The organism is Acetobacter sicerae (genome assembly GCF_011516765.1).
Lineage (GTDB): Bacteria > Pseudomonadota > Alphaproteobacteria > Acetobacterales > Acetobacteraceae > Acetobacter > Acetobacter sicerae.
The window spans coordinates 17,992-41,621 of sequence record NZ_JAAABN010000017.1; the positions used below are offsets into that span (position 1 = coordinate 17,992).

The window sequence follows — 23,630 nt, forward strand, 5'->3', positions numbered from 1 at the left end:
CATTGCGGCAATGACCTGAACTCCGAACCGATTGCCATACGATCCCGGAATTTTCATTGACGCCAATCAGTCTGGTCGTTTCCAAAGCCGCGGATACCATCAAATCCCGATCCCCATGTCCCGCTTCCGTCCGAAGGACCAGTCCACGCCCCCGTCCTCCCGTGCAACACCGGAGACATGACGCCCGATCTGTTTCTCCAGCGATGGCGTCCAGGGGACAAGCTGGAACCCGAGGCCGCCGTCAATCATGGCGAAGCGCCCCGAGGCGAGAGTCAGCCGCTGCCGGTAAGTTCCTGTGACATACTCGCCGGCCTTGGCACTCTGGATGGGCTGACCAGTTTCGCGGGCCAAACGTTCGGCCACGTCCCGCATCTCCCGCGCCTGCATGGAGGCGACCATGCCACGCGGGTAGCGCACGCGCGCTCCGTCCTGTTGTGCGATCCCCTGCTCAACCAGATGAGCACTACGCTGGCGTAGCGCGTCACGGACCTCCCCCCCGAAACCACCCTTTCCCAGCGCTACCGGTTCGCGTGCGACAAGCTGGCGATCCAGCCATGTCGCGCCCCGCGCCCGCACCTGCTCGCCGATCGACAGATCGGAGCGCACCGCAAGTGTCGCCCGCCTCTGCCCCTTCGTATCCTCATAGGTCCGCAGTTCAACCAGCCCACCGTGCGGGACATCTCCGGCGGCTTCCAGTGATGGCAAATGGACATGATGCGTGCGCCCGTCCACGCCGTCGATCACCGCATAGGCACTCCCCTTCAACTCATCATCCAGACCACGCGCGACCAGACGTCCGATCACCGGCTCGGCCAGTTCTTCCCCAGCCAGTATCCATGACGACGAGGCCCGTTCGATCCCCTGTTCGCTCAGACCACGGTGCATACGTTTGATGATGTCATTGCGCTGCCCCATTTCGCGCAGGGTGGTTTCCGCCGTTTCATCCAGCCGCCATTGTCCACCCCCAACCTCATGGGCAAGGCCCATCCGTTCCAGTCGCCGCAGCCGTCCGACCTTCATGACCGCGAATGCGTCAGGCTGCCGGTCAGGCGACGGCGCCATGTCGATGATGCCGTGCTGGTTCGCGTCCTGCTGCAACTGGCGGTCCAGTTGGGTCCAGCGTTCCGCCTCGACCTGACGCTCGACGTTGCGGTGGATTTCATGGTCGGTGCGCGGCCCGAGTTCGAGCGTGACCAGGTTCTGGGCGCGGGCACGCAATCCCTCGCGGATGTAATCCTTCGAGATGACCAGATCCTCGCCGTCCTGATCCTTGCCCCGCACGATGATGTGGATATGCGGATTGTCGGTGTTCCAATGCGACACGGCAACCCAATCCAGCTTCGTGCCAAGATCCTGTTCGGCCTGGGTCATCAGTTCCCGCGTGAAGGTTTTCAGGTCCGCCATCTCGGCCGCATCCTCAGGTCCCACGATGAAGCGGAAATGATGCCGGTCGTCCTGACACCGCTCGGCGAATTCGCGCGCGGGCACATGGTCGCGCTCGGCCCCGAACAGCCGGGCCTTCTCTCCGTCCTTCGTCACCCCTTCGCGCTGGAGATAGGACAAATGGGCACGCAGGCTCGCCCGTGCGCCATGCCGGACCACCCGTGCCTTGACGATGGCAAGCCGGGTGCGCCGGGACAGGAGACGGTTGGCGCAGGTTGCCGCGCCCCTGCCCCGCCCGAAAGTGGACGGTCCCTTTACGGGACGCCCCGAGCTTGGACGGCCCATGCCTCCCGCCCGGTTGGTGGCAGCCAGCACGTGCCCGATGAAAGACCGCCTCTGGCGGGCACGGGGGGAGCGGATGCGACCCGGCCGGACCCGGAAATCGTCATCGCGGGCCATGAAGACCGCTACCTTGCGCTAACACATTGAAAATACTTACTTCACGCTGTCTGAAACCTTGGGATGGGAAAATGACCTTGTGAAAAACCCTGAAAAACCGCCCTCCCCAACCATGCCGCACCTTGCGGCTTTTATCTTGCATTAGCCCCCAAAGACCCGATCCCCAGCACAATCGCCGTTCCCCCGTCTTCCCGGCTCTCCGCGCCATCGGCATTGGCGCGTGCCCGATCATGGCGCCTGCTCCATGGAAATGGCCACGAACAGCGCCTCCGACGTGTCGCCCGATGCCTGAGGCATGTGCGGGAAATGGCCGGCAAACAACGTCTCGTTAGGCTGTTCGCGCGCAACGGAGACGCTGCTTTCGTGCAGACCGTCCGCAGGAAACGTGCGCCGGTCGAGCAGGTGCGCGACAGAGGCGACGTAGTCCCGTGTCTCGTGTGGGAGCGGCCGGCCCGTTGCAAGGTGGGCCTCATAACGGCCCGGTCCTGCGTTATAGGCCGCCAGAAATCCTGCATCCCCATAGCGGTCGTGCAGCAGGCGGAGATAGCTGGCACCGGCAAGGATGTTGTCCTGCGGGTCGAAAGGATTGCTTCCGAGCGCGAGATCGCGCCGCAACTCCTGCCATGTCGCAGGCATGATCTGCATGAGGCCCATCGCCCCTTTGGCGGAGATCGCATGGCTATCACGACCGCTTTCGACCTGCATCACCGCACGGATCCATTCGGGTGGCAGGGCAACCCGCTCTGCTGCCTGGCGGATCATTCCCTCGATGTCCTGCGCGCTGGCAGGATGCATCAAAACCACCAGCGAAGCCGTAAGCCCTGCACAGCACAACCGGGCGAAACTGGACCAGGTGCGAGCACTGGCATTGCGGTCACTCCGTCCCGCTCCTGCAATCAGGCGCATCATTCGCGTGCTCCCTGACGTTTCTGCGGGCGGTTCCAGACAAGCTGCCAGACCCGTCCACCCCGGCCCGACTGGAACAGGCTCGCGCGCAGGCCCTGTGCCAGAGAGGGATCATCGACCACCACGACGATATATTCGCCAGCGCGCTCGCCGGTGCGTGTCCAGCCCGCGCCAACTTCCGGGCCTTCGGCACTGTCACCGAGATGGATGCGATAATCCGGCGCGTTGCCGCCGTCCGGTGTCTCCACACGCACCAGCGTCAGTTCGGCATCCAGTGCGAGTGTGCGCAGACGTCCGGAAAAGCCATCAGTCGTGCGCGTGAAGAGTCCAATCTGCGCCATGTCAGTGATCCTTTGAGGTATGAGAAGGAGGCGGGCCGTCGGCAGGCGCAGGGCCTGCACCAACCCAGAGCGGCGTCGCGCGTCCGATCACGCTGCTGACCGGCAGGGGGCCGAAATACCGCCCGTCGAGACTGCGAGGTTCGTGCGCATTCATGACGAAGAGTTCGCGTACACCGAGACGGTGACAGCCCTGCCAGACGGGCAAGGGACGGCGCCGATGATCGGCAGGCAACGCGTCACCTGTAGCCCGACCATCGATCGTGATATGACTGCCGGCGCGGCAGACTGTCTGTCCGCCGACGGCCGCCACCGGTTTGAGCAACGGCACACCGCGCGGCAGATACCCGCCACGCGCCAGCATGTCGGCATCGCGTTCCGGCAGGTGGAGTGCGACCAGATCCCCGACTTGAGGAGCCCGCACCGGGTGCAGACGATACAGCCCTACGGGCACGCTGGCGGTCGCGTTCCAGATCAGCCGCGGCGTCGGATGCTGCGCCATCGACAGACCGACGCCAAATGCTGCGAAATACGTAGTGAAGAACCAGCCCCGCCGCGTCATGACACGATCCTCCGGCGTAGCCACGCAGCGTGTCGGGTTGCGGAATAGCTGGGAATATTCTGACCATCTGGTCGTGACCGCCCGAGCTGTCGCCAGTATTCCGGATCAACATCGACGGGATTGATGCCCTGCCGTTCCACCGTCTCGATCACAGACAGCACGGCGCGCACCTGCGGCCAGCCCGTGAACAGCAGCAGACGCTCCGCACCTGTGGGCACGAACGGCAGGCGGTCGCGCGGCTCGCCAGCCAGCGGCGCCCTGATGATATCGATGCAGCAGGTTGTCGTCCCGCAATCCGCCTGCGTCCAGCGTAACAGGGCGAAGACCGCACCGGGCGCAAAGCTCAGACGACGGCGATAGCGATCGATCGGGTGTGTTTCCAGAGCGTGCCCGAAGCGAAGCCACTGTTCGATGCGCTTCTCAAGCCAGGTCAGTTCGAGATGCGTCAGCACCTCGCACGATGGGTGCATCATGCGCGTTCTCCGGCAGGGAATGGAAGAAGGGATGCGAGACGATCAAGGGCGCGCTGCGCCATCTCGGCGTCGATCTCACAACCGACGTAGCGGCGACCGGCAAGACGGGCCGCGACACCCGCCGCGCCCGATCCGGCAAACCAGTCCCCGACCAGGCCATTAGGCGGGCAACTGACCCGGACGATCAGATCCAGCAGAGCCACGGGCTTCTCCGTGGGATGGATCGCGCGGCCATGTACGTTGCGGAAGCGTTGCACCGACCGGGCCAGACGGGGGCCGCCATCGACGCTGCGATACGATGCCGCACCGATCGCGCCGGTATGGGTGGGGCGCATCTTGCGGCGCACCACCCGCCCCCGCGCGTCGTCTGTCGTGGCAACGACGTTGTAGATGTCGCGCCAAGGGCTAGCCTCCGGATGGAACTGCACCAGCAGTTCATGCACGCGACGGAAACGATCTGCATGAAAGACGCTGCCGTTCTGCTTCTCCCAGACGATCTCCTGAGCCTGCCTCAAGCAGGCCGCCCGGAAATCCGGCGCGGTAGCCATGAAGCTGCGCAGAGAGCCGAAGACCCAGAGCGAGCCGTGAGGCTTCAATGCCTTTGCCGCCAGCGGCAGCCATCCACGCACGTGCCGATCCCACGCCAGCGATGTCTCGCCATAGGGCGGATCAGCGATGATCAGATCAAAAGGCCCGTGATCAGGCATCAGGAGCCGGCAATCGCCGCAAAGGAGGGTCATGACCAAATCCCCCGCTCCATACCGCCGCATCTGCCCGCCGCCATGGACCACTGCGCAGAACTGTCGGAAAATGTCGCGACAGAATCGTCGGTTTTTATGATAGTCGAAGACTCACGCACGCGCTCCAGCGCGGTGTACAAGTACAGAATAGTTATAATATTTAGTACCTTTAGAGAGCGCGAATTTCTCCTTTTATTCCAAATTGTTAGAGGGATTTCCCGTTCCTGATAGGTCGAGAATCCGATTCCTGATAGGTCGATGGGCATCAGGAGTCCTCCACATGGTTATCCACAAGCTCTTGTGGGTAAGTTTCTTTGCTGGGATCAGGGGAGAAGCGGAGAACCGGCACATTGCTGGCATCGGTCTCCAGACGCAGGCGGTAGCCCGGCAGGGTGTCCGCCGCGATAAGGCGACGGATTTCGAAAACGAACCGGGGATAAGGAGAGCGGGATGCGGATTTACGGTAAAGATGGGGCAGATCGAACGCCCAACCATCGGACTGCCGACCGGCATGACGGCGAACGAGGAGATACAGCCAGCGCTCGAACCCGCCGGTCAGGGCGAAGTAACGGGGATCAAGCGTGAGCACGCCCCGTCGACCGATGGCATCGCAGAGCCATTGGGGCAGGATCAGGTCCAGTTCTCCACGCCGTTCCTGCCAGGCTATCAGCCACGAGAAGCTCTGCGCGCCGTCACGGGTCTGGCGCAGCGATGTCGTCACTTGGGTTCCGTGCAGCCGGTCCAGCGCCGTCCGAAGGCGCTCATAACGAATGGCAGCCGGGTCGCGCCCGGTGAAGCGCAGCACCTCACTCATGCTGCCCTGCACGCGCGGTGAGACCGGAATACCCTGCCTGCGCGCGGCCACCAGCCGGGACACAGCCCAGATCAGGATATCGGCATCCCATATGGTTGCCATCGGACCGTCATCGCGACCTGACACCAGCATGGTGACACGCCCCATGATAAAGCTGACAGGCACATGCCGGGGGGATTTGCTCAGGCTGAAGAACGGCCATGACATGAGATCGATCAGCAGGCAGGGCGAGAGAACCGGTGGCATCGGACGCGCACTCATGGCCGACGCTCCAGCCTTCGGCTTCCGATCACACGGGCTTTTTCATAGGACTCTTCGGATGTGGATTTGCAGGCGACATTCTCGATCCAGTGCCGGATGTCGTTGACATGATAGAGAACCCGGCCGCCCATCTTGCGAAAGACGGGCCCACTACCCCGGCAGCGATAGCGCTCCAGCGTTCGTGGCGAGATGTTCAGCCGGTGGGCGGCCTGTGGGGTAGTGAGCAGTTGTTCGTCGAGAAAATTGTCCTGACGCGGATGTGACGGCGTCATGCTGGCCTCCGTCGGTTCGGGCGTGACTGGGCGCAGCGTGGACGGGAACTGTCGTGGCGGGGACGTACGCAGATTGGGGCCGTCTATGGGCGTACGTGCCGGGCGGCATCGTCCGGACGGTGAAGCAATCTACCGGGAGAGACGGAAACGGGCTGGTCTGAGAAGGGTGAGATATTCGCGCTCTTCGGCAAGCCGTGTTGCCTTACGCAGCAGGCGCCCAACACGTCCACGCTGGGAAGAGGTGTCCCATTGCCGTGCGTTCATGTGTCTTACGGACGGATCAAGAACCACACCGATATCGCGATGGGAGGCACCAGTTCGTCGTCCGGCATAGGCACAGATGGCATCTGCGATAAAACGCGCACGGTAAAGCGGCAGCCCCAGCGCCCGGGATAAAGGCGGAACGGGCATTCCGGAAAGATAGCGAATGAACCTGCGCACTTCTGCAATCCGCAGTTCTTCACCTCCGTCCAGAGGAATGAGGACTGCAGCGCGATCACGTGCTTTCGCATCACGGATCTGGACACGGTAGGTGTTTCCGTCGTGATGCAGGGCGAAAGATTTGCTCTGTAATCCCTGTCGTTCTGTGGCCATGGACGCAAAGAGAATGACTGGCAACCTACGGGAATCAAAGCCAGTAGGTGCTTCCACGATGACTGTGACACCGGGATAAAATTCCGGAGCCCAGAGCGCCGGTTCTATCCATGCGGGGATTTCCGGTTCAGCCGGTACAGGATAACCCCCAGTGGCGAGCAAACTGCTCCACCAGTTCATGTCGCGAACGAATACTCCTAAGCATCCCGAGTTGCCGACCAAGAGACTGATATCCCGTGACGTAAGCAGGAATCCGGCGCAACAGTTCATGCGCAAGCCCGGGCGCATCGAGGTGGTGCAGATGTGAGCGAAAACGTGGATCGTGCCAGTCGGGCTGTTTGTCCATGGCAGTTCTCTCCCATTCCCCGCCAGAACTACCGAGATGGCCAGAGCACGTCATAGATGCCGCGAGGAAAGCGCTGCATCCCGAGATGATGCATAACCGGAATGTTTTTAATAGACCTTCCTTCGATTTGCCAACGAGCACGACTGTTTTTCGATAAAAGCTCACTATTTTCAGGTGGATCTGTCAGCCGGGTTGCCTTTGGTACGCGTGTTGGAAAACGAGGCAGTGCTTCCTTGAATGATGGCATCATGACGATATCGTGAGCACTGAAAGCTGGGCTCACCACAAGAAGAAGGGCTGCGAAGCCCCCCGTCAGGCGGGGGGCTCTGCATCGCGTCGGGCAAGCGCCTCATTGAGTTCGCGCTCGATCTGTCGGCGCTCGCGACGGCTCAGGTGAAAGCTGGTCAGTTCGGCGCGCAGCATCTGGATATGGTCGTGATGCGTGGTCATCGTCCTGCTCCTTTCGTTTCTCGAAGACAGGACGGACGGCTCATGCCGGGGCGGACCGGGTCAGGGATCGCCGCAGGCGACCGGCTTGCCGGCGCGTGGGGGAGCCGATTTTGTTCGGTGCGCCCGGCACGGGTGCGCCGGGCAAAATTGGGGGGACCACGCGTCCTTGACCCGGTTCGCCCTCGCGCATGGTACAATGGGAAGACTGAGGGAAAGCCTCATGTTCCTCCTGCGTCTCACGTCGGGCGACCAGCGCTGCCGCCCGCGCTCCGGAAAAGCACGTGGGAAAAGAGGCCCGGAAGGCCCCGCCCGGGGAGACCGGGCGGGGTTGGTGGTGGGGAGCTTACTCCCCGTTCCGGCTGCGGGGCCGGGTCCAGATGAGGGTGTAGCCTTCCCCTTCCTCATCGGTGAACAGATTGGCGAAGATCGGGGCGGCGAAGGAGGGATCGTCCAGCTTCAGGCTCAGATAGGTGCGGCCTTCGCTGGAGCGGCGGGTCCATGCGGCGCCGAGTTCAACCCGTCCGAGGTAGACGCGGTAGTTGGGGGCGTTATCGTTGGCCCGGTTGGTTTCCGCCACCAGGCGGACGTTGCGGGCCTGCAGGGCCAGGGTGACGATTTCGCCTTCGAAGCCTTCGCCCACCTTCTTGAAGGAACCGATGTTAGCCATTGTCGTATCTCCATGCTGTTATCGGGCCGCGACCACCGTGGCCTCGATGGCGATCGACCAGCCGGAGGCGAGCGGCAGAGCACCCTTCAGGGCCGTAGCGCAGCGGAGGACGGCAGGGCCGGAACTTTCTTGTCTCGCGAGGAATGACGGCGCCCTCGGGGTCCTCATGCGGCCTGCCGCATGGGGTGGGGGTCCGTCAGGGGAAGAAAGTTTTGGCACGCCGTTGTGGCCAGCCGATCGAGGCGCAGCCGGTCTTCGGCTAGATCAGCCATCCGACCGAGGCCATGGTGTGCGGACCCGCCAGCCCCATGGAGAGACGATGCCGGCATGACCGGTCCGAGAGGTGGGGAACGTGCGACACAGGAGAATATCGCGCTCGCCCGGTGCGACCGTCTTCCATGCTGGTGGCGCGGATGCGGCCAGACACCCGCCCCCGACTGCCACGTCCCTGCTGCGAACGGTTCGGGCCGCATCCTCTGGACCCGTCGCTCCAACGAAGGCTGGCCAGCCGGTTGCCCGCTGGACGTTCCCTCCTTCGCCATTGCTGTTTCGATCTGTTCACTGATGAGGAAGGGGACCACCGCTCCCTCGTCCGCCGGTCTCGCGGTTGGAATGCGGTGAGAGGTCACACTCCCCGTCCCCGATCTCTCCGGGTGGGGCCTTCCGGGGCGCGGTCAATCCCGTTTGCTTCGACTGGCAGCGCAGGCAACGGGGAGCCCGACGGACAGTTCTGATCGATCGTTACCACGCGAAAAATCGGTTGTGGTACTGATCGTTTTCGGGATGCATAGAAAAAGACAATGGCGCTTACGCGCCACTGTCCTTGCGGAACCTCCAGACCGGGATACCCATCTGTTTGGCCTTGTCAGCCAGATTGTCCTGAATGCCCGATCCGGGGAATACCATGACCCCGACGGGCTGGACTTTCAGCAGAGCGTCGTTGCGCCGGAACGGGGCGGCCTTGCCGTGCCGGTTCCAGTCCGGCTTGAAAGCGATCTGCGCGACCTCGCGATGATCGGCCCAGCGGGAAGCGATGAATTCCGCTCCTTTCGGCGAACCGCCGTGCAGCAGCACCATGTCAGGGTGCTTCTCTCGCACCTTGTCGAGACGGTTCCAGATCAGGTGATGATCCTCGTAATCGAGCCCGCCGGTGACCGCGACCTTTGGTCCGGGAGGCACGAGCAGTTCGGTTTCGGCCTTGCGGCGGGCGTTGAGGAAATCGCGGCTGTCGATCATCGATGCCGTCAGGGTGCTGCGGCTGACCAGCGAACCAGAACGCGGTCGCCAGGGCGACATGGTCAGGCGCTCGAACTGGTCGCAGGCGAGGTCGCGGAAGATCTCGTAAGCGTTGCGTCGCTCCAGCAGGGTCAAGCCCTCGGCGATAAGGCGTTCCAGTTCCACGGAGCGAATCTCGCTGCCATCCTGTTCCTGCTGGCTGCGTTTCTGTGCCGCCTCGTTGCGATCCAGATCGCGCTCCACCTGCCCGACCATGCGGTGAAAGACGTTGACCGTGGACCAGAGCAGCGGTTCGAGATCGGGTTCCAGCCTTGTGTCGGTCAGCGTGGCGGACAGGGCGTCGAAGATATCGGCAACCGCACCCTCGATCTGGCTGGCGTCAGGCAAGGGCCTCGGGTCCGGCTCGTCCTCGAAGGGACGGTGGCCATAAAGCTGGAGTTCCGCCAGCACATGGGCGGTGGAAGAGGTGGCGTGTGCGGGTTCGAAATCGTCCTGTGTGCGGGTCATGGGTCTGTCCTCCGGTCTTGGCCGCGCCCCTCGCGGCCTTTCCGGGGGCGGAAAGCGGCAGACGAAGGCCGGGCCGGAACCGCGCAACGCGCGGCCGGAACGCAGTGGAGGATGGTAGGGAGCCGGCTATTTTGTTTCGCGATGCAAAGCGCAGCACGCGCGGCGGAAAATAGCCGGCTCCGCCATTGCAGGCCCGGCCTGGCTGACGCCCGCTCCCCTCCAGAAAAGGCCGCGGGCGCGCCCCATCCGGAAACAGGACAGCCCCGCACCACACCGGAAAGAAGATAACCCGCACACCCCCTTCCCGGCCCGCCTCAGTGCGTGAACGAATGCAGGAACTGCGCCACGTCCTGCGGGGCAAGCTGGGGATGCAGGATCGCCCGCATCGCCCCGCGCCCGAGATAGCGCAGATCATCGTTGAAATCCGCCAGACGCGGTGACAGCACGAGGCAGTCGATCCCGGCCTCCTGCGTCCGGGCCATCAGGGTCGCCGCCGCATGGTCTCCGGCCGGGTCGTCATCGCGCATCACGTAGAGGCGGCGCAACGTAGGCGGAAATGTCATGGCGGCGAGATGGGCCGAGGACAGGCACGCGGCCAGCGGCAGATCGGGCATGACGTCGTGGAGCGAGAGCACCGTCTCGATCCCCTCGCCTGCCGCCAGAACGTCGGACACCGTGCCAAAGCGCACGGCATTACCGCGCAGGTCGCCCATGGCCCGGCGAGGCATTTCGACAGGCGCCTTGCCGCGTCCATCGCGCGCCAGCCAGGTGCGATGCACACCGGTCACACGGCCTTCGAGATCGGCGACAGCGGCGATCATGGCAGGCCAGGTCTCGGTCGGGCTGTCAGCATCGGCGCGATAATAGCAGTCCGGGTGGAAACGCAGCGACGACAGGTCCGTCAGGCGGGTGAGATCACGATGGCGCAGCCAGGTTTCCGCCTGCGTCCCGGCAATCGGGCGGGACATGGCCCAGAGCCTTCGTGCCGCATCAGCGGTTCCTGATGCCTGCGGGGAAGCGTCATGCCGCCCGAACGCATCGGAACGACCGCGATCAGAGGTCGGTCGTGGCTGTGGTTGCGGCAGGCAGAGAAAGCGCCGGGCCTCGTCGGCGACATCACGAAAATCCAGCAGCCCGAGGCTTTCGCGGATGATGTCGAGCAGATCGCCATGCTGCCCTGTCGCGCCATCCGTCCATTTTCCCGCACGGCCCCGGCCGTCCGGTGCCCCATGCAGACGGACATAGAGCGACCGTCCCGGCGTGTTATGAACGTCGCCGACCAGCCAGTAATTGCCATGCCGTCGCCCGGCCGAGAGGTAATGGCGACACACCGCTTCGGCGTTCTCGGCCAGCCTGCGGGCCAGATCGCCAGCGTCCCATGCGTGCGCGTCTGTCATTGCACCCTCCCTGCAGGCTTGAAGACGCCATAATTCCCCCGTAACGGCAGGAGCAGCGGGTTTCGGCCCGACAGATAACGAAGGATAGTCCCATGAAGATTGCCGATCTGGTCGATCATATCGCCACCACCACCGACACGAGCAAGACCGATACCCGCAAGGTGCTGGACGCGCTGATCGAGACCATGACCGCTGCTGCCAAAGCGGGTGACGAAATCACCCTGCCGAACTTCGGCAAGTTCAAGATGAAAGAAGTCGCCGCTCGTGAAGGCCGCAACCCGGCCACGGGCGCGACCATCCAGATCGCGGCCTCGCGCAAGCTGGCCTTCACGCCTGCCAAGGCGCTCAAGGACAGCCTGAACGACTGACCTGCCGACAGGCAAAAGGCGGCGGACCTCGTCCGCCGCCCCTTCCCCATCATGCCGGTTTCTGATGATGGGCGCGTTCATCCGACCTTCTCCATCAGTTTGCGCGCCCTGCCCTCCAGATCGAGCCGTGTGTCCTGGTTGGTCTTCGTCCGCGCCAGCGCCGTAATCCCCTGCACGAAATCAAACACGCTCTCGGGCTTGCGCCCTTCCTCGTTCAACACCGTCTCGATGATTTTCGCGGTTTCCGGTTTTGAGAACCCGCGACGACGCAGGAACGTTTCACGATCATCATCGTTCTTCGCCACCAGAGCGCGACGCGAGGCCTGAATGCCCGAGATGAACGAGGCCGGACTGGCCGTGGCGAAACTCCGGAGCGCCGGCGTGGCCTGGTGCACGAAACGGGATGCTGCAAACTTACTATGCCGGATCGTGATCTGTTCGAAATTTTCCACACCCCACAGCATGCGGTTCTGGCATACTCCACGCAGATAGAATGACGCGATGCCGAGGCTTTTGCTGCCGACCTCGCTGTTCCAGGCATAGAAGCCCCGGAAATAGAGATCAGGATCGCCATTGGGCAAACGTCCTGCCTCGATCGGATGCATATCATCGACCAGAAACAAGAACACGTCCCTGTCTGACGCATACAGCGTCGTGGTTTCCTTGGTGATATCGACGTAAGGATTGTGGGTCATGGTCGCCCAGTCGATGACACCCGGCACCTTCCAGTTGGTATCGCCCGTACCATCGCCCGCGATCTTGCGCACCGCGCCCACCAGTTCGTGGTCCCAGATGCGGCCGTAATCGGGACCGGTTACGGCGCGCAGCTCGACGCGCCCGTCTTCGGTTTCCAGCGTTTTCACCAGCTCAGCCCGATGCGACAGCAGGCCATGCTGCAGGTTGATCGCCGCGAGTGGCGCTGGAAGATTGCGCAGGTAGGACGAGGGTGCGCCGACAAGGCTGCACATCTGGCCGAACGACCAGTGTGTGGGTGCGATCGGCTCATTCTGCCCCGGCACGGTCAGGGTGAGACGTTCGGCTTTGTCGCGGCTGGCCTCGACGCGGATGGCACGGCTTTCCACCGTGCGGGCCGTGGCGCGCTCGGCACGGGCAAGTGTGGCGGCGTGCAAATCGGACAGGGACAGGTAACGCTCGTCATCGGGGCGCGAGAACCACTCCGAAGACACGCGGGCATTGCGGCCGCCACGGGAGGGATCGATCCGGAAGCCACCGGACGCGGCGCCACGGGACGCAGGGGGCAGGATGGTGGTCGTGGTCATGGAAAACTCTCCTCTATGCCGGTTATTCGGCACAAAAGGCGAAGCCGCCCTCTCCCTCTTTCCGGGGCGCCGGACATGAAAAAAGCGGCTTCCGGGCACCGGAAGCCGCTGTCTCAAAGTTCCAAACCTCATAAAGGCTACTCGGCAGCGATAGCGTCCATCGTTGCCGTTTCAACCGGCACCTGCTCTGCGCCTCCTGCCGTGCGCAACGTCTCAGACAGCCAGCCCGAACCATCAAGCAGTCGCTCGGCCTCGCGGGCCATGTCGGGCTTCTTCAGATGCGCAATGCGCTCGACCGCCTCATCGCCGCGCGCTTCCCGCACCGCCTGCAGGATACGCGTCTTAGTCACCCGGCCGAGATAGTTCTCGACGGTCGGCTGCCAGCCCGCCTCCACCAGATCAAGGCTAAGGGCCGATGCCAGGCGGTCTGCCCGTTTGAGGCGCTCGGTCACGCTGCGCTGGGACACCGCGCCATAGGAGGGCATGCGCTCATAAAGCGCGTTAACGCCGAAGGACAGGCAATGGGCCAGCAGGGCGATGCGGCTGGTATCATCAAGCCCGGCAATCCAGCGCCACAGCGCATCCTCGTCCTCAGGCAGATCGTGCTTCCAGCCCTCGTTACGCTGACGCAGCGCATGGGCTGGCACACTGCCCGGCATGTCAGGTGAATGAACGGGCAGCGGGATTTCCCGGACATAGGCTTCAAGGCAGTCAGCCCCCGGTGTCTGCCAGTAAACATCGCGTACCAGTGTGTGCAGGAATTCGGTCAGGGCGATGTGCGGATTGCTGGCAAAGGCATCCCGCAGGGCCAGCGTGCGCCAGGCCGTCAGTTCGGTGAGAAGCCGGTCAGGCAGTGGTTTGATCCCGTCTTCTTCCTCGGGCTCAACGTCGGGAGAAGTGCTATCTCCCCCTCTGCCCCCGTCACCGCCATCATCAGCAAGACGTTCATCCCGCCCATTATACGCAGCATGATCGGTCTCTTCGGGCTCGGTCGGCATGTCCTCGGGCAGCACGAAGCCCCGCTCCACCTGCAATGTGCCATCGCTGGCGAGGCTGACGAAAGCGCCTGCCCGCGCCATGTCGGCAGGATCGAACGCCAGAGGTCGTTCCTCCAGGACAAGGATGGCCTGTTCGATCCCGCCCAGCCTTGCATCCACCTCGTCTGGATATTCATCGGCCTGGGCATATTCGGCCTCGATGGTTTCCTGCTCCGCACGCAGGACTTCGAGACGGGCGGCTTCCTCGTCGGAGAGCGACACTTCCGTGCCATCAATTTCCGCGAACTGCCGTGTGTGCCCCCACGGTAATGACAGGGCCGTCTCCACCCATTTCCAGCCCTCGGCACGAATATCTTCGGCGGCAGCGTGCAGTTTTTCCATGACCAGCCGGTCCAGAATGGCCGGATCCTGCAGCCAGCCCCCGTCGTCTGCCTCGAACAGGTCGCGCATGATGTGGCCACCGGCCGTGACATAGGCGTCCAGCCCGACGAAGCGGGCGCGCGCGTCCGATGCCCGGACGGTCTTTTCCGTCAGCATGCGGCGGATGACGTAGGGCTCGCGGTTATGGCTCTGGGACACGATCTCCCAGACCTGTTCCTGGCGGACATGATCATCGCTGATGGAAAAGGCCATCAACTGTTCCAGCCGCATCCCGTCCTGCTCATAGATTTCAAGCAACCTGTCGGACACGGTCATCAGCCGCAGACGCTGTTTAACCACGGCCGGTGCGACGAAGAACGCTGCTGCGATTTCCTCCTCGGACATGCCCTTCTCCAGCATGTCACGAAAGGCCCGGAACTGGTCCAGCGGATGCAGGGCCAGCCGCTGGACGTTCTCGGCCAGAGAGTCCTCCTCGGCGAGAATGGCCGACCCGGCCTCGCGCACCACGCAGGGCACCGGGGCGGTCTTCGCCAGTTTCTTCTGCTTCACCAGCAGTTCGAGCGCGCGAAAGCGCCGTCCGCCGGCTGGGACTTCGTAAGTGCCGGTCTCGGCCCCTTCGCCATCAAGCATGGGACGGACATTCAGGCTCTGCAGCAGCCCGCGGCGCTCGATGTCGCGGGCGAGTTCCTCAATCGACAGGCCGGACTTCACGCGTCGCACGTTGGACTGGGACAGCACCAGCCGGTTGAACGGGATGTCGCGGGACGAACTCAGGCTGATTTTGGGAATAGCGGTCGCCATGGCGAAAAGCTCCATGACGGGCGGACAGGAGACTCTCCCCTACCCTCTCAACCCGTCACGAAAATTCGCGCAGCCCTCTGACTCTGGTGTTCACACCGAAACAACCCCCCACCCACTTTTCCGGTAGGATAAGGTCAACAACCATCCGTGCTATGTGCGCAAAGGCGACAGAAAGCGTAAAGCACAGGTAAACGACCTGTAGTTAAAACAGTCCAATAAGTAGTCTACGACCCCAGAGCCAATTTGCCTTAGCCTCTCAAAAGGAAGATAAAAACATCGAATTCTTCGAAGTCAATCTTCTATTTCAAACAAAAATCCGAAAAAATTTTCCATCAGCGAATATACTCTTTGGCATAAAATACCGATATCCGTCTATTTTCCGTGCATAGGGTTGAATGCATCCGTTTCGACTTAAATATCCCCCCCCTCACCACTTATGTTCTCTGCTGTATTCATTTCAGTGATGCCGTTCAGCGAACTGTCAGCTTCATCTGGTATGATATCGGACATGTCGCAGTTTTTTTCACGTGTTAATACATACAGGCAGCATAATTTTATGTGTGATCGTGATGTTTATTATCTGGGTTCGCGCTCCAGATCAAAAAAAATGAGAAAAAATATAAAACATACATATATATATTATATCTTATTTATTTTACTTTCCCCTATTCTACTTTCAGAAGCGAAAGCAGAAAATATTACGTTCGCCCAAGCTGTTGAAGCAGCGTGGGCTGCCGATCCCAGTCGGACTGAACTGAATACAAACTATCGCTCAGCAGCAGCAAGAGCAGAAGCAGCCGGTTCCTGGTTTGCCGGCGGCCCAACTGTCTCGGGTCAGTATTTCGATGATCATGCCATAGGCAGCAACGAAGGATACACAACCTACCAGGGTGGTGTGTCTGTTCCTTTTTGGCTTCCTGGACAAGGTAGCGCAACTGTGGGAGTTGCCAGAGCAGAAGCGCTTACCATCCAGGAACGGCTGCATGTGGCGCGAATGGCGGTGGCCATGAGAGTTCTGGATACATCAGCCAACGTCGTTATGGCTCAGCGCCGACTGGCAATCGCACGCATCCAGAAAGACACACTGGAAAAAATCCGGGCCTCAGTAATCCATGGGAAGCACATCGGGGAGATGACTCTTGCCGATCAGCAGATCATCGCTTCTGAAATCGCAAATGCAGCCAATGAATATTCCCAGTCTGAAGAGCAGGTCGAGACAGCGACCTCAGCGCTTCGTATCTTGCTGGGTCGCCCGGCCGTCCCCGATATCCTCTCATTTGACAATGTGGCGTTAGCGCATCACGGACTCTTCTCTGCCGAAGCCCTCGAAAATAATGATCCTCGCGTCAGAGCCGCCCGTCAGGCCGTGCATACAGCAGAAGCTGGCGTGCATCTCGCCAAAACCTCTTTCATGCCGAACCCTGAAGTTGGCGTAGCTGCAGTTCACGAAAAACAGTATGGCAGCCCGTGGGACGACCGCGTGGGGGTAACAGTTTCCATCCCGCTTCCCAGCGATGTCCGCAACGTTCCCATGGAAGCGGACGCCCGCAACAAGCTGGCAGCGGCTATCAGTCAGGAGCAGCAGGCTCGCCGCAATGTCAGGCAGGAACTTGCTCAGGTTTTTTCTCACCTGACGGCCACGAAAGATATGTTCAGAAATTCTGTTCTGTCCGCTGAGAATATGAACAGGCGCGCAAATGAGATGAATCGATCATGGCAGGTCGGTGAGACATCATTGGTCGAACTGTTACGAGCCAGATCCGCTGCCAGCAGGGCTTTGCAGCTCCGCAATCAGGCGGAAGTTGCCTGGCACGCTGCCATCATACGAACATTGATCGCCGCAGGAGAATTCCAGTGACTATTTCATCTGTCTCCATGAAAGACTGGAAATATTTACTCTGTGTCATGATTATTTTTCGCATTACTGAGCCGCCTGCACGAGCCGCCGGCAGTGCGCCGATTGTCGTAATGGGAGAGGCGGCGCAGAAGAATTCTGCTCTGGTAATCTCGATCGCAAGGAGTGGTACACTCGCAAAAAATCTGGATGCAATGGGAACCGTCACAGCCGAGGCGGGGCATGTCGTCCGTATTCACCCAGCAGGGTCCGGTAAAGTTCTGAATGTTGCTGTGGTACCTGGTCAGCATGTGCATAAAGGAGAGACGCTTCTTACCTATCAGGATCATTCATTACATCTGGTCCGCCTTGAAATGACAAGAGCACAGGCGGCACTGACGACAGCGTATGCGGCCTCTCAGAATGCAGCGTCAGCCTACCACCGGGGGTATGAACTGGAAGGCACAACAGTTGCAGCAGGAGAGACCAGGCGTCGCCTGGCCATATTCCAGGCAGCAAAAGACGATGTTATAGCCCGACAGGCTGATGTCGATACGCTGAAGCATCAACTTGAAGAAGAATACAACTCCGTTACGGAATCAGATAAAGCCCAGACCAGTCCGCTGGACGAGACATCGTCAATCATTGCCCCGACCACAGCAGAAGTACAGAGTGTGTTCGTTGGCGTTGCTGACGACATTTCCCCTGCGACGGAACTGATAGGCCTGACAGACATGTCATCGGTATGGATTGTTTCTGACATCCTGCCTCAGGATGCCGCTCAGGTGGTCCAGGGCGGCGAGCAGACCACCGAACTTACATCGGACACAGGGACGACATTACTGAAATCGAAAATAACTTCGGTAGGGAGTATGGCGGATCCGGTCACAGGCCTCGTCCGCGTCATAAGCACGGCCCCCAATCCAGATGGCAGTCTTCATCCAGGCATGTTTCTCAATACCCATCTGCCAACACGCGAAAAGACGGCAGGCATCATTGTGCCGGAGAACGCTGTCACAGAAATCAACGGCGTAAGCACTGTATTTGTGCCGGTGAGTCCAAACCGGTTTCGAGCACAGGACGTGCATGTTGGTGCTACGGGCAATGGACAGAAAGTCATTACCTCTGGCCTCTCCGCAGGTGAGCGGATCGTAACGCAAGGCGCATTCGCCCTGAAGGCGGTGATGCTGGTGTCAGATATGAATGATGGAGACTGAAAGCGTCATGCGTAGCGTTCTCTCCGCCCTGCAGACCCGACGCTGGCTAGTCCTTGGGGTAATCTTCCTGACATTCATCGCCGGGTGTATGATCGTGCGTGGCCTTCCCGTGGAAGCCGTGCCCGACATTTCGCCCCGGCAGGTGCTCGTTTCCGTTGTTGCTCCCGGCCTCGCTACGGAAGAAGTCGAACGGCTGATCACCTTTCCGATCGAGGCCAGTATGGCCGGCATCCCGGAGATGACAGATCTACGGTCGGTCTCCCGTTCAGGAGTCTCGGTCGTTTACATCCAGTTCGCGGATGAGACGGACATCAATCTTGACCGTGCTCGTGTGGAAGAACGGATTCAGCAGGCCAGAGGCATGATATCTGTGCCGGGAGTCAGTGTGAATATCGGGCCTCTGGCAACAGGGCTTGGTGAAATCATGCAGTTGCAGATCAAAGGCGACGGTTATTCGCTGATGGATCTGAACCGTCTGATGACATGGACTGTCGCACCGCAGTTGAAACTGGTTCCGGGCGTCGTGGACGTGAACGTGAACGGTGGTGCCGAACAGACATTTCAGGTCGCTCTCGATCAGGCCCGCCTTATGGCACTGGGTGTGTCAGTTGATGACGTCTTCCGGGCGGTGGATGGCAATAACTCCGCATCAGGAGGTGGATGGATTGAGCATGGTGAAGAACAGCAGATCGTTGTCGGACGCGGCCTGATCGGTTCACTTGATGACTTTGGGTCCATTCCCGTCCGGGCCAACACTAACGGTTCCGCCATTTTCCTGCGGGATGTCGGGCACATTTCCATGGGACCGAGAACACGACTGGGTGCCGTCACCCGTGATGGTCAGGGCGAGGTTGTCATTGGCGTCATCATGATGCGCATGGGAGCGAGTTCCGACACCACCTTAGCCGCCATCGAAGCAGCACTTCCCGGCATTCGTCAATCTCTTCCTAAAGGTGTGACGCTTGACCCTTATTACGTGCGTTCAACGCTGACAGACAGCACCATCAGGACCGTGAAAGAAAATCTTGTCGTTGGAGCACTCCTGGTCATCAGTGTTCTGATCGTGGTGATCGGTGACTGGCGGGCGTCACTGGTCATCGCGTCAGTCATCCCGTTTGCGCTCGTCTGTGCAATGGCTGGCATGCGATGGTTCGGAATTTCCGCCAATCTACTCAGTCTTGGCGCCATCGATTTCGGCATGATCGTCGATAGTTCTCTCGTCGTGGTCGAAAATCTCATGACCCATCGCGCTTGTGACCGGGCCAGTGGGCAGAATACACCGCTGGCTTCCCTCGCAGTCTCAGCGGCAACCGAAGTACTCCGTCCCGTAAGTTTCGGCATTCTTGTCATTGTGATGGTCTACCTGCCGATCCTGACATTGCAGGATATCGAGGGCAAAATGTTCCGCCCCATGGCGCAGACGGTCATCATGGCGCTGTTGGCCTCTCTGCTCTATTGTATTGTCGGGATACCGGTGATTGCGGCTTTGGCGATGAGGTCTGCAAGCCATCATGACGATACCCGTCTGGTTGCTTTTCTTCGTCGTGGTTATGGTCCCATGCTGAACTGGTGTGAAAACCGACCACGGACCCTGTTTGGCACAACTTTCACGATTTTTGCTTTTTCTGTCTATATCGGTCTGCATCTGGGTGGGGAGTTCATTCCATCTCTGGACGAGGGTGCCCTGACTGTGACAACGACGCGACTGCCCGGTATTTCACTGCCCGAGGCTCTGAAGGAAGTCAGCCTTCAGGAGCGTATCCTGCGTCGCTTTCCCGAGGTCACCAGCGTTGTCAGCAATACAGGAACATCAGCCATTCCTACTGATCCGATGGGCGTTAACGAGACAGACAGTTTCATTTTTCTGAAGCCACCATCACAGTGGACCACGGCGCATACGCAGGAGGGGCTCGTTACGGCGATGAGTCAGGTGCTGAGCACTGAACTGCCCGGAATGGGGCAGTCATGGAGCCAGCCAGTGCAGATGCGGATGGATGACCTCCTGTCCGGTGTCAGGACCCAGATTGCCGTTTCGATCTATGGGGATGATCTCGCTACGCTGGCGCGGCTGGGGGACAGGGTAGCGAGTGTCATGAAAACCATTCCCGGTGCGGCTGACGTGGCTCCACAGGGAGACGGCACCGTTTCTTTCATCCATATCGACATTGATCGTCGAAAGGCGGCACGGCTGGGTATTTCCCAGCAGGAACTTCTGAACGTGGTCGAAGCAGTCGGTGGTCATATTGGACGGCCGGTCACAGTTGGTAACGCCCTGATCAGCACGCAGGTCCGTTTCGATCCAGCCCAAGCAGGCACACGTGACCAGATTGCCCGCCTGAGGGTACGCCGCGCCGATGGCCGTGGAGCGGTCCTGCTTTCAGAAATTGCGGAGGTCTCTGTAAAGGACGGTCCTCCCCGCATCAGCCGGGATAATATCCGCCGTCGTCTGATCGTGCAGGCCAATGTTCGTGGGCGAGATCTCAGTTCCTTTGTTGCCGAAGCACAGAAGACAGTCAGCAGAAAAATCACCATGCCTCCCGGTTATCGCATCGTGTGGGCGGGTCAGTTCCAGAACCTGAAGTCAGCCATGGCACGTCTGGGAGTTGTCGTGCCGATTGCATTGGTATTGATTTTTGCCCTGCTTGTCGTTGCGCTGAATTCCGTCTGGCTGGCCGGGCTTGTTTTCGTCAATCTGCCAGTTGCCGCGACAGGTGGCATCCTGGCCCTCGCTCTGCGTGGCCTGCCATTCAGCGTCTCCGCGGGGATCGGTTTTATTGCGCTGTTCGGTGTGGCGGTTCTGAATGGCGTGGTACTCGTCACCGCCATTAATTCCCTGCGCGTGGCAGGCCGGGATGCTGCTCGTGCCGCGTATGAAGCCGCGGAAGAACGTTTCCGGCCGGTCATGGCGACAGCGCTGGTCGCCAGTCTTGGTTTCATTCCCATGGCAGTCTCGACCAGTGCCGGTGCCGAAGTTGAACGCCCTCTGGCGACCGTCGTCATTGGTGGTCTGATCTCCTCGACACTCCTGACATTGCTTGTGCTGCCCTCTCTCTACGCACGTATCATGAAAAATCGCATCGCATGAAAATCCTGATTATCGAAGACGAACCCGCTCTGGGCTCGGCCGTAAGAGACCGCGTCCGCCAGGCCGGACATGTCGTCGACTGGTTCAAAACCCTGACCGATGCCCGGGCAGCCCTGATTGCCTCTTCTTATGATTTCCTACTACTGGATCTTGGTCTTCCAGACGGTAATGGTCGGGATCTGCTACGGGAAATCCGGCGGGACTGTTCATCTCTGGCCATCCTGATCACCACAGCTCAGGATCAGGTCAGTGACAGGATCGCGGGGCTGTCAGAAGGCGCAGATGATTATATTGTCAAACCTTATGATCTCGACGAACTCGTTGCCCGTATCGACGCTGTTGCCAGGCGTTACGCGGCCCTTCCAGACAATGTGGTCATGGTGGGCACTATCAGAATAGACCTCGCGCGCCGTCAGCTTGAACGCGATGGCCAGACAGTTGATCTGTCTGCGCGTGAATGGGCTATTGTCGAACTTCTTGCGCGCCGGCCTGGAGCAGTCTGCAGTCGTGAGCAGATTGAAGACGCCCTTTATGGTCTTAGTGACGATGTGGAAAGCAACGCCATTGAAGTTTTCGTCAGCAGGATAAGGAAGAAAACCGGACCTGGTCTGATCATGACAGTCAGGGGTAGAGGCTATTGTCTCGCGGAGAACACGTCCCGATGAAGCGCTGGAGTCTGGCGTCCCGTATCGTGTCCGGAACACTGATCATCGTGCTTGGCGCACTGGTGCTTCTCAGTATTCTTGTTGCGGCCTTTACCCGCTATGAAGTTACGGAGCGTCTTGACAACTCGTTACAGGAAGTGGCCGAGCGTCTGGAGTTTGTCATCAGTGAACTGGACAAAACCGACAGGGCTTCCGTCACCCCAGGTGGTCAGATTGCGCAACTCCCCGGGGTGAACCGGCGAACGCTGGCCTACCAGATCACCACATCGGACGGTCGCCTTGAGGTCAGGTCACAGAATGCGCCGGAGACACTATTCGTACCACGTCTGAAGTCAGGATTTTACAACATCTCATTATTCAGAGTGTATGTCGTACCATCAGCGTCTGGTCGCCATTACATTCTGGTGGGTGAGCCGACTTTTCACAGAAATGAAGCTGTCAGGCGGGCTATTCTGATTTCAGTTCTGCCAATGGTAATATTTTTCCCGGCGATCTGGGTTCTGGTCCGCTGGCGTGTCCGTCGCGCCATGCGTCCTCTGACCAGCCTTCAGCAGGAAATCAGGAGCCGGGGAGGATCGAATCTGGCCCCCGTTCCCCCATTGGATCTCCCCGAAGAACTGGTGTCCATTCACTCGGCCGTCAATCTTCTGCTTGAACGTCTGAAAATGGCGCTTTCGACAGAGCGCGCTTTTGCGGCCAACGCAGCCCATGAACTACGCAATCCAGTAGGAGCGCTTCTTGCACAGGTTCAGGTTCTCAGGAATTTTCTTGTAGGGTCGGACTATGAAGAGCGTGCAACGATCATCATGCAGCAGGCCCGCAGAATTGGCCGGATGATGGAAAAGCTGCTTCAGCTTTCAAGAGCGACATCAGGGATCGCTCTGACCGGGAACATGTTCGATCTGGTGCCTGTCATTCGATTTCTGGCAGAAGAACTTGAGCGGGAAAAAAACCAGCCGATTGAATTTTCTGGAGCATCTCATCTCATGATCCGGGGCGATATGGATGCAACAGGTATCCTGTTTCGCAATCTTCTCGAAAACGCCGTTCTTCATGGTTCATCTGCGCAAGCCGTCAGTGTGATCATCACGCAAGATCATAAAGTCCTGATCTGCAATGATTGCGAACAGCTGCCATCTGAAATTTTGCGGGATATGGAAAAGCCTTTCGTCAGAGGAAAGACCGATGCCGAAGGCAGCGGCCTCGGCATGGCGATTGCGCGACAGATAGCTCAGCAGCTGCATGCCGACATGGTGGTGAGTTCGCCTATACCTGGAACGGACAGAGGCGTCCTGGTGACAGTTCGATTGCAGATCAGCGAGATCGAGGAGTGCATCTGAACAGACCAGAAACTCTGAGGCTCTATCCATCAAAATCCCGGAAAGAAAATCTTTTTTCTCCATAGTATATGCAGACTCGAGGTCGTGCAGTGCGCCATAAGATTAGGTCGCATCAATTATGACCGTTTGTGGTTCAGCGGATTTTTTCGCTGTCTCGGCAATCATCCGAACAAATATTCCCAGACGCCCCAGCGCTTGCCAAGTATTGCACCAGAATACTGAAGACGAAGTATCCACACCGCGCATTTCACTTTGA

Annotated in this window: 24 protein-coding genes; 7 read left to right on the forward strand and 17 right to left on the reverse strand. The window is 60.0% G+C overall.

Annotated features, from left to right (window positions below; genetic code table 11):
* Nucleotides 1-99 precede the first annotated feature (99 nt).
* The 13 genes from GVI59_RS14845 to GVI59_RS19080 all read right to left on the reverse strand — a co-directional run bounded on the left by GVI59_RS14845 (nt 100) and on the right by GVI59_RS19080 (nt 8,433).
* Nucleotides 100-1,842 (reverse strand): relaxase/mobilization nuclease domain-containing protein, encoded by a 1,743-nt coding sequence (locus GVI59_RS14845; RefSeq protein WP_173574940.1) that lies wholly within the window; start codon nt 1,840-1,842, stop codon nt 100-102.
* A gap of 228 nt (nt 1,843-2,070) precedes the next feature.
* On the reverse strand, nt 2,071-2,751 hold the full coding sequence (locus GVI59_RS14850; RefSeq protein WP_173574941.1) for a lytic transglycosylase domain-containing protein: 681 nt from the start codon (nt 2,749-2,751) through the stop codon (nt 2,071-2,073).
* Entirely contained in the window at nt 2,748-3,089 is a 342-nt protein-coding gene (locus GVI59_RS14855; RefSeq protein WP_173574942.1) for a DUF736 domain-containing protein, read from the reverse strand. Before GVI59_RS14855 ends, GVI59_RS14850 begins: the two co-directional genes overlap by 4 nt.
* 1 nt (nt 3,090) lies before the next feature.
* Entirely contained in the window at nt 3,091-3,648 is a 558-nt protein-coding gene (locus GVI59_RS14860) for a S26 family signal peptidase (protein ID WP_173574943.1), read from the reverse strand.
* Nucleotides 3,645-4,121 carry a DUF2840 domain-containing protein gene (locus tag GVI59_RS14865; protein ID WP_173574944.1) on the reverse strand — a complete coding sequence of 159 codons (477 nt, stop codon included), beginning with the start codon at nt 4,119-4,121 and terminating at the stop codon, nt 3,645-3,647. The genes GVI59_RS14860 and GVI59_RS14865 overlap by 4 nt, the downstream gene beginning before the upstream one ends.
* On the reverse strand, nt 4,118-4,861 hold the full coding sequence (locus GVI59_RS14870; protein WP_173574945.1) for a DNA-methyltransferase: 744 nt from the start codon (nt 4,859-4,861) through the stop codon (nt 4,118-4,120). Before GVI59_RS14870 ends, GVI59_RS14865 begins: the two co-directional genes overlap by 4 nt.
* A gap of 265 nt (nt 4,862-5,126) precedes the next feature.
* Nucleotides 5,127-5,936: a replication initiator protein A gene (locus tag GVI59_RS14875; protein ID WP_173574946.1), complete on the reverse strand. Its 810-nt coding sequence runs from the start codon at nt 5,934-5,936 to the stop codon at nt 5,127-5,129.
* A complete protein-coding gene (locus GVI59_RS14880; protein WP_077929770.1) occupies nt 5,933-6,208 on the reverse strand; it encodes a helix-turn-helix transcriptional regulator in 276 nt (91 codons plus the stop codon). The genes GVI59_RS14875 and GVI59_RS14880 overlap by 4 nt, the downstream gene beginning before the upstream one ends.
* A 129-nt stretch (nt 6,209-6,337) precedes the next feature.
* Entirely contained in the window at nt 6,338-6,982 is a 645-nt protein-coding gene (locus GVI59_RS14885) for a DUF2285 domain-containing protein (RefSeq protein ID WP_162993472.1), read from the reverse strand.
* Nucleotides 6,930-7,202: a transcriptional regulator domain-containing protein gene (locus GVI59_RS19455; protein ID WP_406586838.1), complete on the reverse strand. Its 273-nt coding sequence runs from the start codon at nt 7,200-7,202 to the stop codon at nt 6,930-6,932. The genes GVI59_RS14885 and GVI59_RS19455 overlap by 53 nt, the downstream gene beginning before the upstream one ends.
* A 258-nt stretch (nt 7,203-7,460) precedes the next feature.
* On the reverse strand, nt 7,461-7,598 hold the full coding sequence (locus GVI59_RS14890) for a hypothetical protein (protein ID WP_173574947.1): 138 nt from the start codon (nt 7,596-7,598) through the stop codon (nt 7,461-7,463).
* Between the two features lie 343 nt (nt 7,599-7,941).
* The gene (locus GVI59_RS14895; protein ID WP_077929768.1) at nt 7,942-8,265 is read right to left on the reverse strand and encodes a DUF736 domain-containing protein; all 324 of its coding nucleotides are present in this window, start codon (nt 8,263-8,265) and stop codon (nt 7,942-7,944) included.
* A gap of 18 nt (nt 8,266-8,283) precedes the next feature.
* Nucleotides 8,284-8,433: a hypothetical protein gene (locus tag GVI59_RS19080; RefSeq protein WP_242013136.1), complete on the reverse strand. Its 150-nt coding sequence runs from the start codon at nt 8,431-8,433 to the stop codon at nt 8,284-8,286.
* Between the two features lie 159 nt (nt 8,434-8,592).
* Between GVI59_RS19080 and GVI59_RS14905 the strand changes: the two genes are divergently transcribed.
* Nucleotides 8,593-8,886, forward strand: coding sequence for a hypothetical protein (locus tag GVI59_RS14905; protein WP_173574948.1), 294 nt, complete (start codon nt 8,593-8,595; stop codon nt 8,884-8,886).
* A gap of 186 nt (nt 8,887-9,072) precedes the next feature.
* Here the strand turns inward: GVI59_RS14905 and GVI59_RS14910 are convergent, their stop codons facing one another.
* Both GVI59_RS14910 and GVI59_RS14915 read right to left on the reverse strand, forming a co-directional pair.
* The gene (locus GVI59_RS14910) at nt 9,073-10,008 is read right to left on the reverse strand and encodes a DUF2493 domain-containing protein (RefSeq protein WP_173574949.1); all 936 of its coding nucleotides are present in this window, start codon (nt 10,006-10,008) and stop codon (nt 9,073-9,075) included.
* A gap of 314 nt (nt 10,009-10,322) precedes the next feature.
* Nucleotides 10,323-11,405 carry a DUF7146 domain-containing protein gene (locus GVI59_RS14915; protein ID WP_173574950.1) on the reverse strand — a complete coding sequence of 361 codons (1,083 nt, stop codon included), beginning with the start codon at nt 11,403-11,405 and terminating at the stop codon, nt 10,323-10,325.
* A 74-nt stretch (nt 11,406-11,479) separates the two neighbouring features.
* Here GVI59_RS14915 and GVI59_RS14920 point away from each other — a divergent pair, with 74 nt between their 5' ends.
* On the forward strand, nt 11,480-11,773 hold the full coding sequence (locus GVI59_RS14920; protein ID WP_173574962.1) for an HU family DNA-binding protein: 294 nt from the start codon (nt 11,480-11,482) through the stop codon (nt 11,771-11,773).
* Nucleotides 11,774-11,850: 77 nt separating this feature from the next.
* Here the strand turns inward: GVI59_RS14920 and GVI59_RS14925 are convergent, their stop codons facing one another.
* Together GVI59_RS14925 and GVI59_RS14930 are read right to left on the reverse strand one after the other, a co-directional pair.
* A complete protein-coding gene (locus GVI59_RS14925) occupies nt 11,851-13,053 on the reverse strand; it encodes a DUF932 domain-containing protein (protein ID WP_173574951.1) in 1,203 nt (400 codons plus the stop codon).
* Between the two features lie 137 nt (nt 13,054-13,190).
* On the reverse strand, nt 13,191-15,233 hold the full coding sequence (locus GVI59_RS14930; protein WP_173574952.1) for a ParB/RepB/Spo0J family partition protein: 2,043 nt from the start codon (nt 15,231-15,233) through the stop codon (nt 13,191-13,193).
* A gap of 436 nt (nt 15,234-15,669) precedes the next feature.
* Here GVI59_RS14930 and GVI59_RS14935 point away from each other — a divergent pair, with 436 nt between their 5' ends.
* Genes GVI59_RS14935 through GVI59_RS14955 form a run of 5 tightly spaced genes read left to right on the forward strand, consistent with a single transcriptional unit; the run spans nt 15,670 to nt 23,374 of the window.
* On the forward strand, nt 15,670-17,091 hold the full coding sequence (locus tag GVI59_RS14935; protein WP_242013137.1) for a TolC family protein: 1,422 nt from the start codon (nt 15,670-15,672) through the stop codon (nt 17,089-17,091).
* Nucleotides 17,088-18,284: an efflux RND transporter periplasmic adaptor subunit gene (locus GVI59_RS14940; protein WP_338422109.1), complete on the forward strand. Its 1,197-nt coding sequence runs from the start codon at nt 17,088-17,090 to the stop codon at nt 18,282-18,284. Before GVI59_RS14935 ends, GVI59_RS14940 begins: the two co-directional genes overlap by 4 nt.
* Complete coding sequence (locus tag GVI59_RS14945) at nt 18,271-21,369, forward strand: efflux RND transporter permease subunit (RefSeq protein WP_242013138.1); 3,099 nt, start codon at nt 18,271-18,273, stop codon at nt 21,367-21,369. The genes GVI59_RS14940 and GVI59_RS14945 overlap by 14 nt, the downstream gene beginning before the upstream one ends.
* On the forward strand, nt 21,366-22,034 hold the full coding sequence (locus GVI59_RS14950; RefSeq protein WP_035379714.1) for a response regulator transcription factor: 669 nt from the start codon (nt 21,366-21,368) through the stop codon (nt 22,032-22,034). Before GVI59_RS14945 ends, GVI59_RS14950 begins: the two co-directional genes overlap by 4 nt.
* The gene (locus GVI59_RS14955; RefSeq protein WP_173574953.1) at nt 22,031-23,374 is read left to right on the forward strand and encodes a sensor histidine kinase; all 1,344 of its coding nucleotides are present in this window, start codon (nt 22,031-22,033) and stop codon (nt 23,372-23,374) included. Before GVI59_RS14950 ends, GVI59_RS14955 begins: the two co-directional genes overlap by 4 nt.
* Nucleotides 23,375-23,630 lie beyond the last annotated feature (256 nt).

Bases quoted from the DNA above. Each gene is read 5' to 3' on its own strand.
- GVI59_RS14845 (WP_173574940.1), bottom strand. From the start codon at position 1,842: ATGGCCCGCGATGACGATTTCCGGGTCCGGCCGGGTCGCATCCGCTCC.
- GVI59_RS14850 (WP_173574941.1), bottom strand. From the start codon at position 2,751: ATGATGCGCCTGATTGCAGGAGCGGGACGGAGTGACCGCAATGCCAGT.
- GVI59_RS14855 (WP_173574942.1), bottom strand. From the start codon at position 3,089: ATGGCGCAGATTGGACTCTTCACGCGCACGACTGATGGCTTTTCCGGA.
- GVI59_RS14860 (WP_173574943.1), bottom strand. From the start codon at position 3,648: ATGACGCGGCGGGGCTGGTTCTTCACTACGTATTTCGCAGCATTTGGC.
- GVI59_RS14865 (WP_173574944.1), bottom strand. From the start codon at position 4,121: ATGATGCACCCATCGTGCGAGGTGCTGACGCATCTCGAACTGACCTGG.
- GVI59_RS14870 (WP_173574945.1), bottom strand. From the start codon at position 4,861: ATGACCCTCCTTTGCGGCGATTGCCGGCTCCTGATGCCTGATCACGGG.
- GVI59_RS14875 (WP_173574946.1), bottom strand. From the start codon at position 5,936: ATGAGTGCGCGTCCGATGCCACCGGTTCTCTCGCCCTGCCTGCTGATC.
- GVI59_RS14880 (WP_077929770.1), bottom strand. From the start codon at position 6,208: ATGACGCCGTCACATCCGCGTCAGGACAATTTTCTCGACGAACAACTG.
- GVI59_RS14885 (WP_162993472.1), bottom strand. From the start codon at position 6,982: ATGAACTGGTGGAGCAGTTTGCTCGCCACTGGGGGTTATCCTGTACCG.
- GVI59_RS19455 (WP_406586838.1), bottom strand. From the start codon at position 7,202: ATGACGTGCTCTGGCCATCTCGGTAGTTCTGGCGGGGAATGGGAGAGA.
- GVI59_RS14890 (WP_173574947.1), bottom strand. From the start codon at position 7,598: ATGACCACGCATCACGACCATATCCAGATGCTGCGCGCCGAACTGACC.
- GVI59_RS14895 (WP_077929768.1), bottom strand. From the start codon at position 8,265: ATGGCTAACATCGGTTCCTTCAAGAAGGTGGGCGAAGGCTTCGAAGGC.
- GVI59_RS19080 (WP_242013136.1), bottom strand. From the start codon at position 8,433: ATGAGGACCCCGAGGGCGCCGTCATTCCTCGCGAGACAAGAAAGTTCC.
- GVI59_RS14905 (WP_173574948.1), top strand. From the start codon at position 8,593: ATGACCGGTCCGAGAGGTGGGGAACGTGCGACACAGGAGAATATCGCG.
- GVI59_RS14910 (WP_173574949.1), bottom strand. From the start codon at position 10,008: ATGACCCGCACACAGGACGATTTCGAACCCGCACACGCCACCTCTTCC.
- GVI59_RS14915 (WP_173574950.1), bottom strand. From the start codon at position 11,405: ATGACAGACGCGCACGCATGGGACGCTGGCGATCTGGCCCGCAGGCTG.
- GVI59_RS14925 (WP_173574951.1), bottom strand. From the start codon at position 13,053: ATGACCACGACCACCATCCTGCCCCCTGCGTCCCGTGGCGCCGCGTCC.
- GVI59_RS14930 (WP_173574952.1), bottom strand. From the start codon at position 15,233: ATGGCGACCGCTATTCCCAAAATCAGCCTGAGTTCGTCCCGCGACATC.
- GVI59_RS14935 (WP_242013137.1), top strand. From the start codon at position 15,670: ATGTTCTCTGCTGTATTCATTTCAGTGATGCCGTTCAGCGAACTGTCA.
- GVI59_RS14945 (WP_242013138.1), top strand. From the start codon at position 18,271: ATGATGGAGACTGAAAGCGTCATGCGTAGCGTTCTCTCCGCCCTGCAG.
- GVI59_RS14950 (WP_035379714.1), top strand. From the start codon at position 21,366: ATGAAAATCCTGATTATCGAAGACGAACCCGCTCTGGGCTCGGCCGTA.
- GVI59_RS14955 (WP_173574953.1), top strand. From the start codon at position 22,031: ATGAAGCGCTGGAGTCTGGCGTCCCGTATCGTGTCCGGAACACTGATC.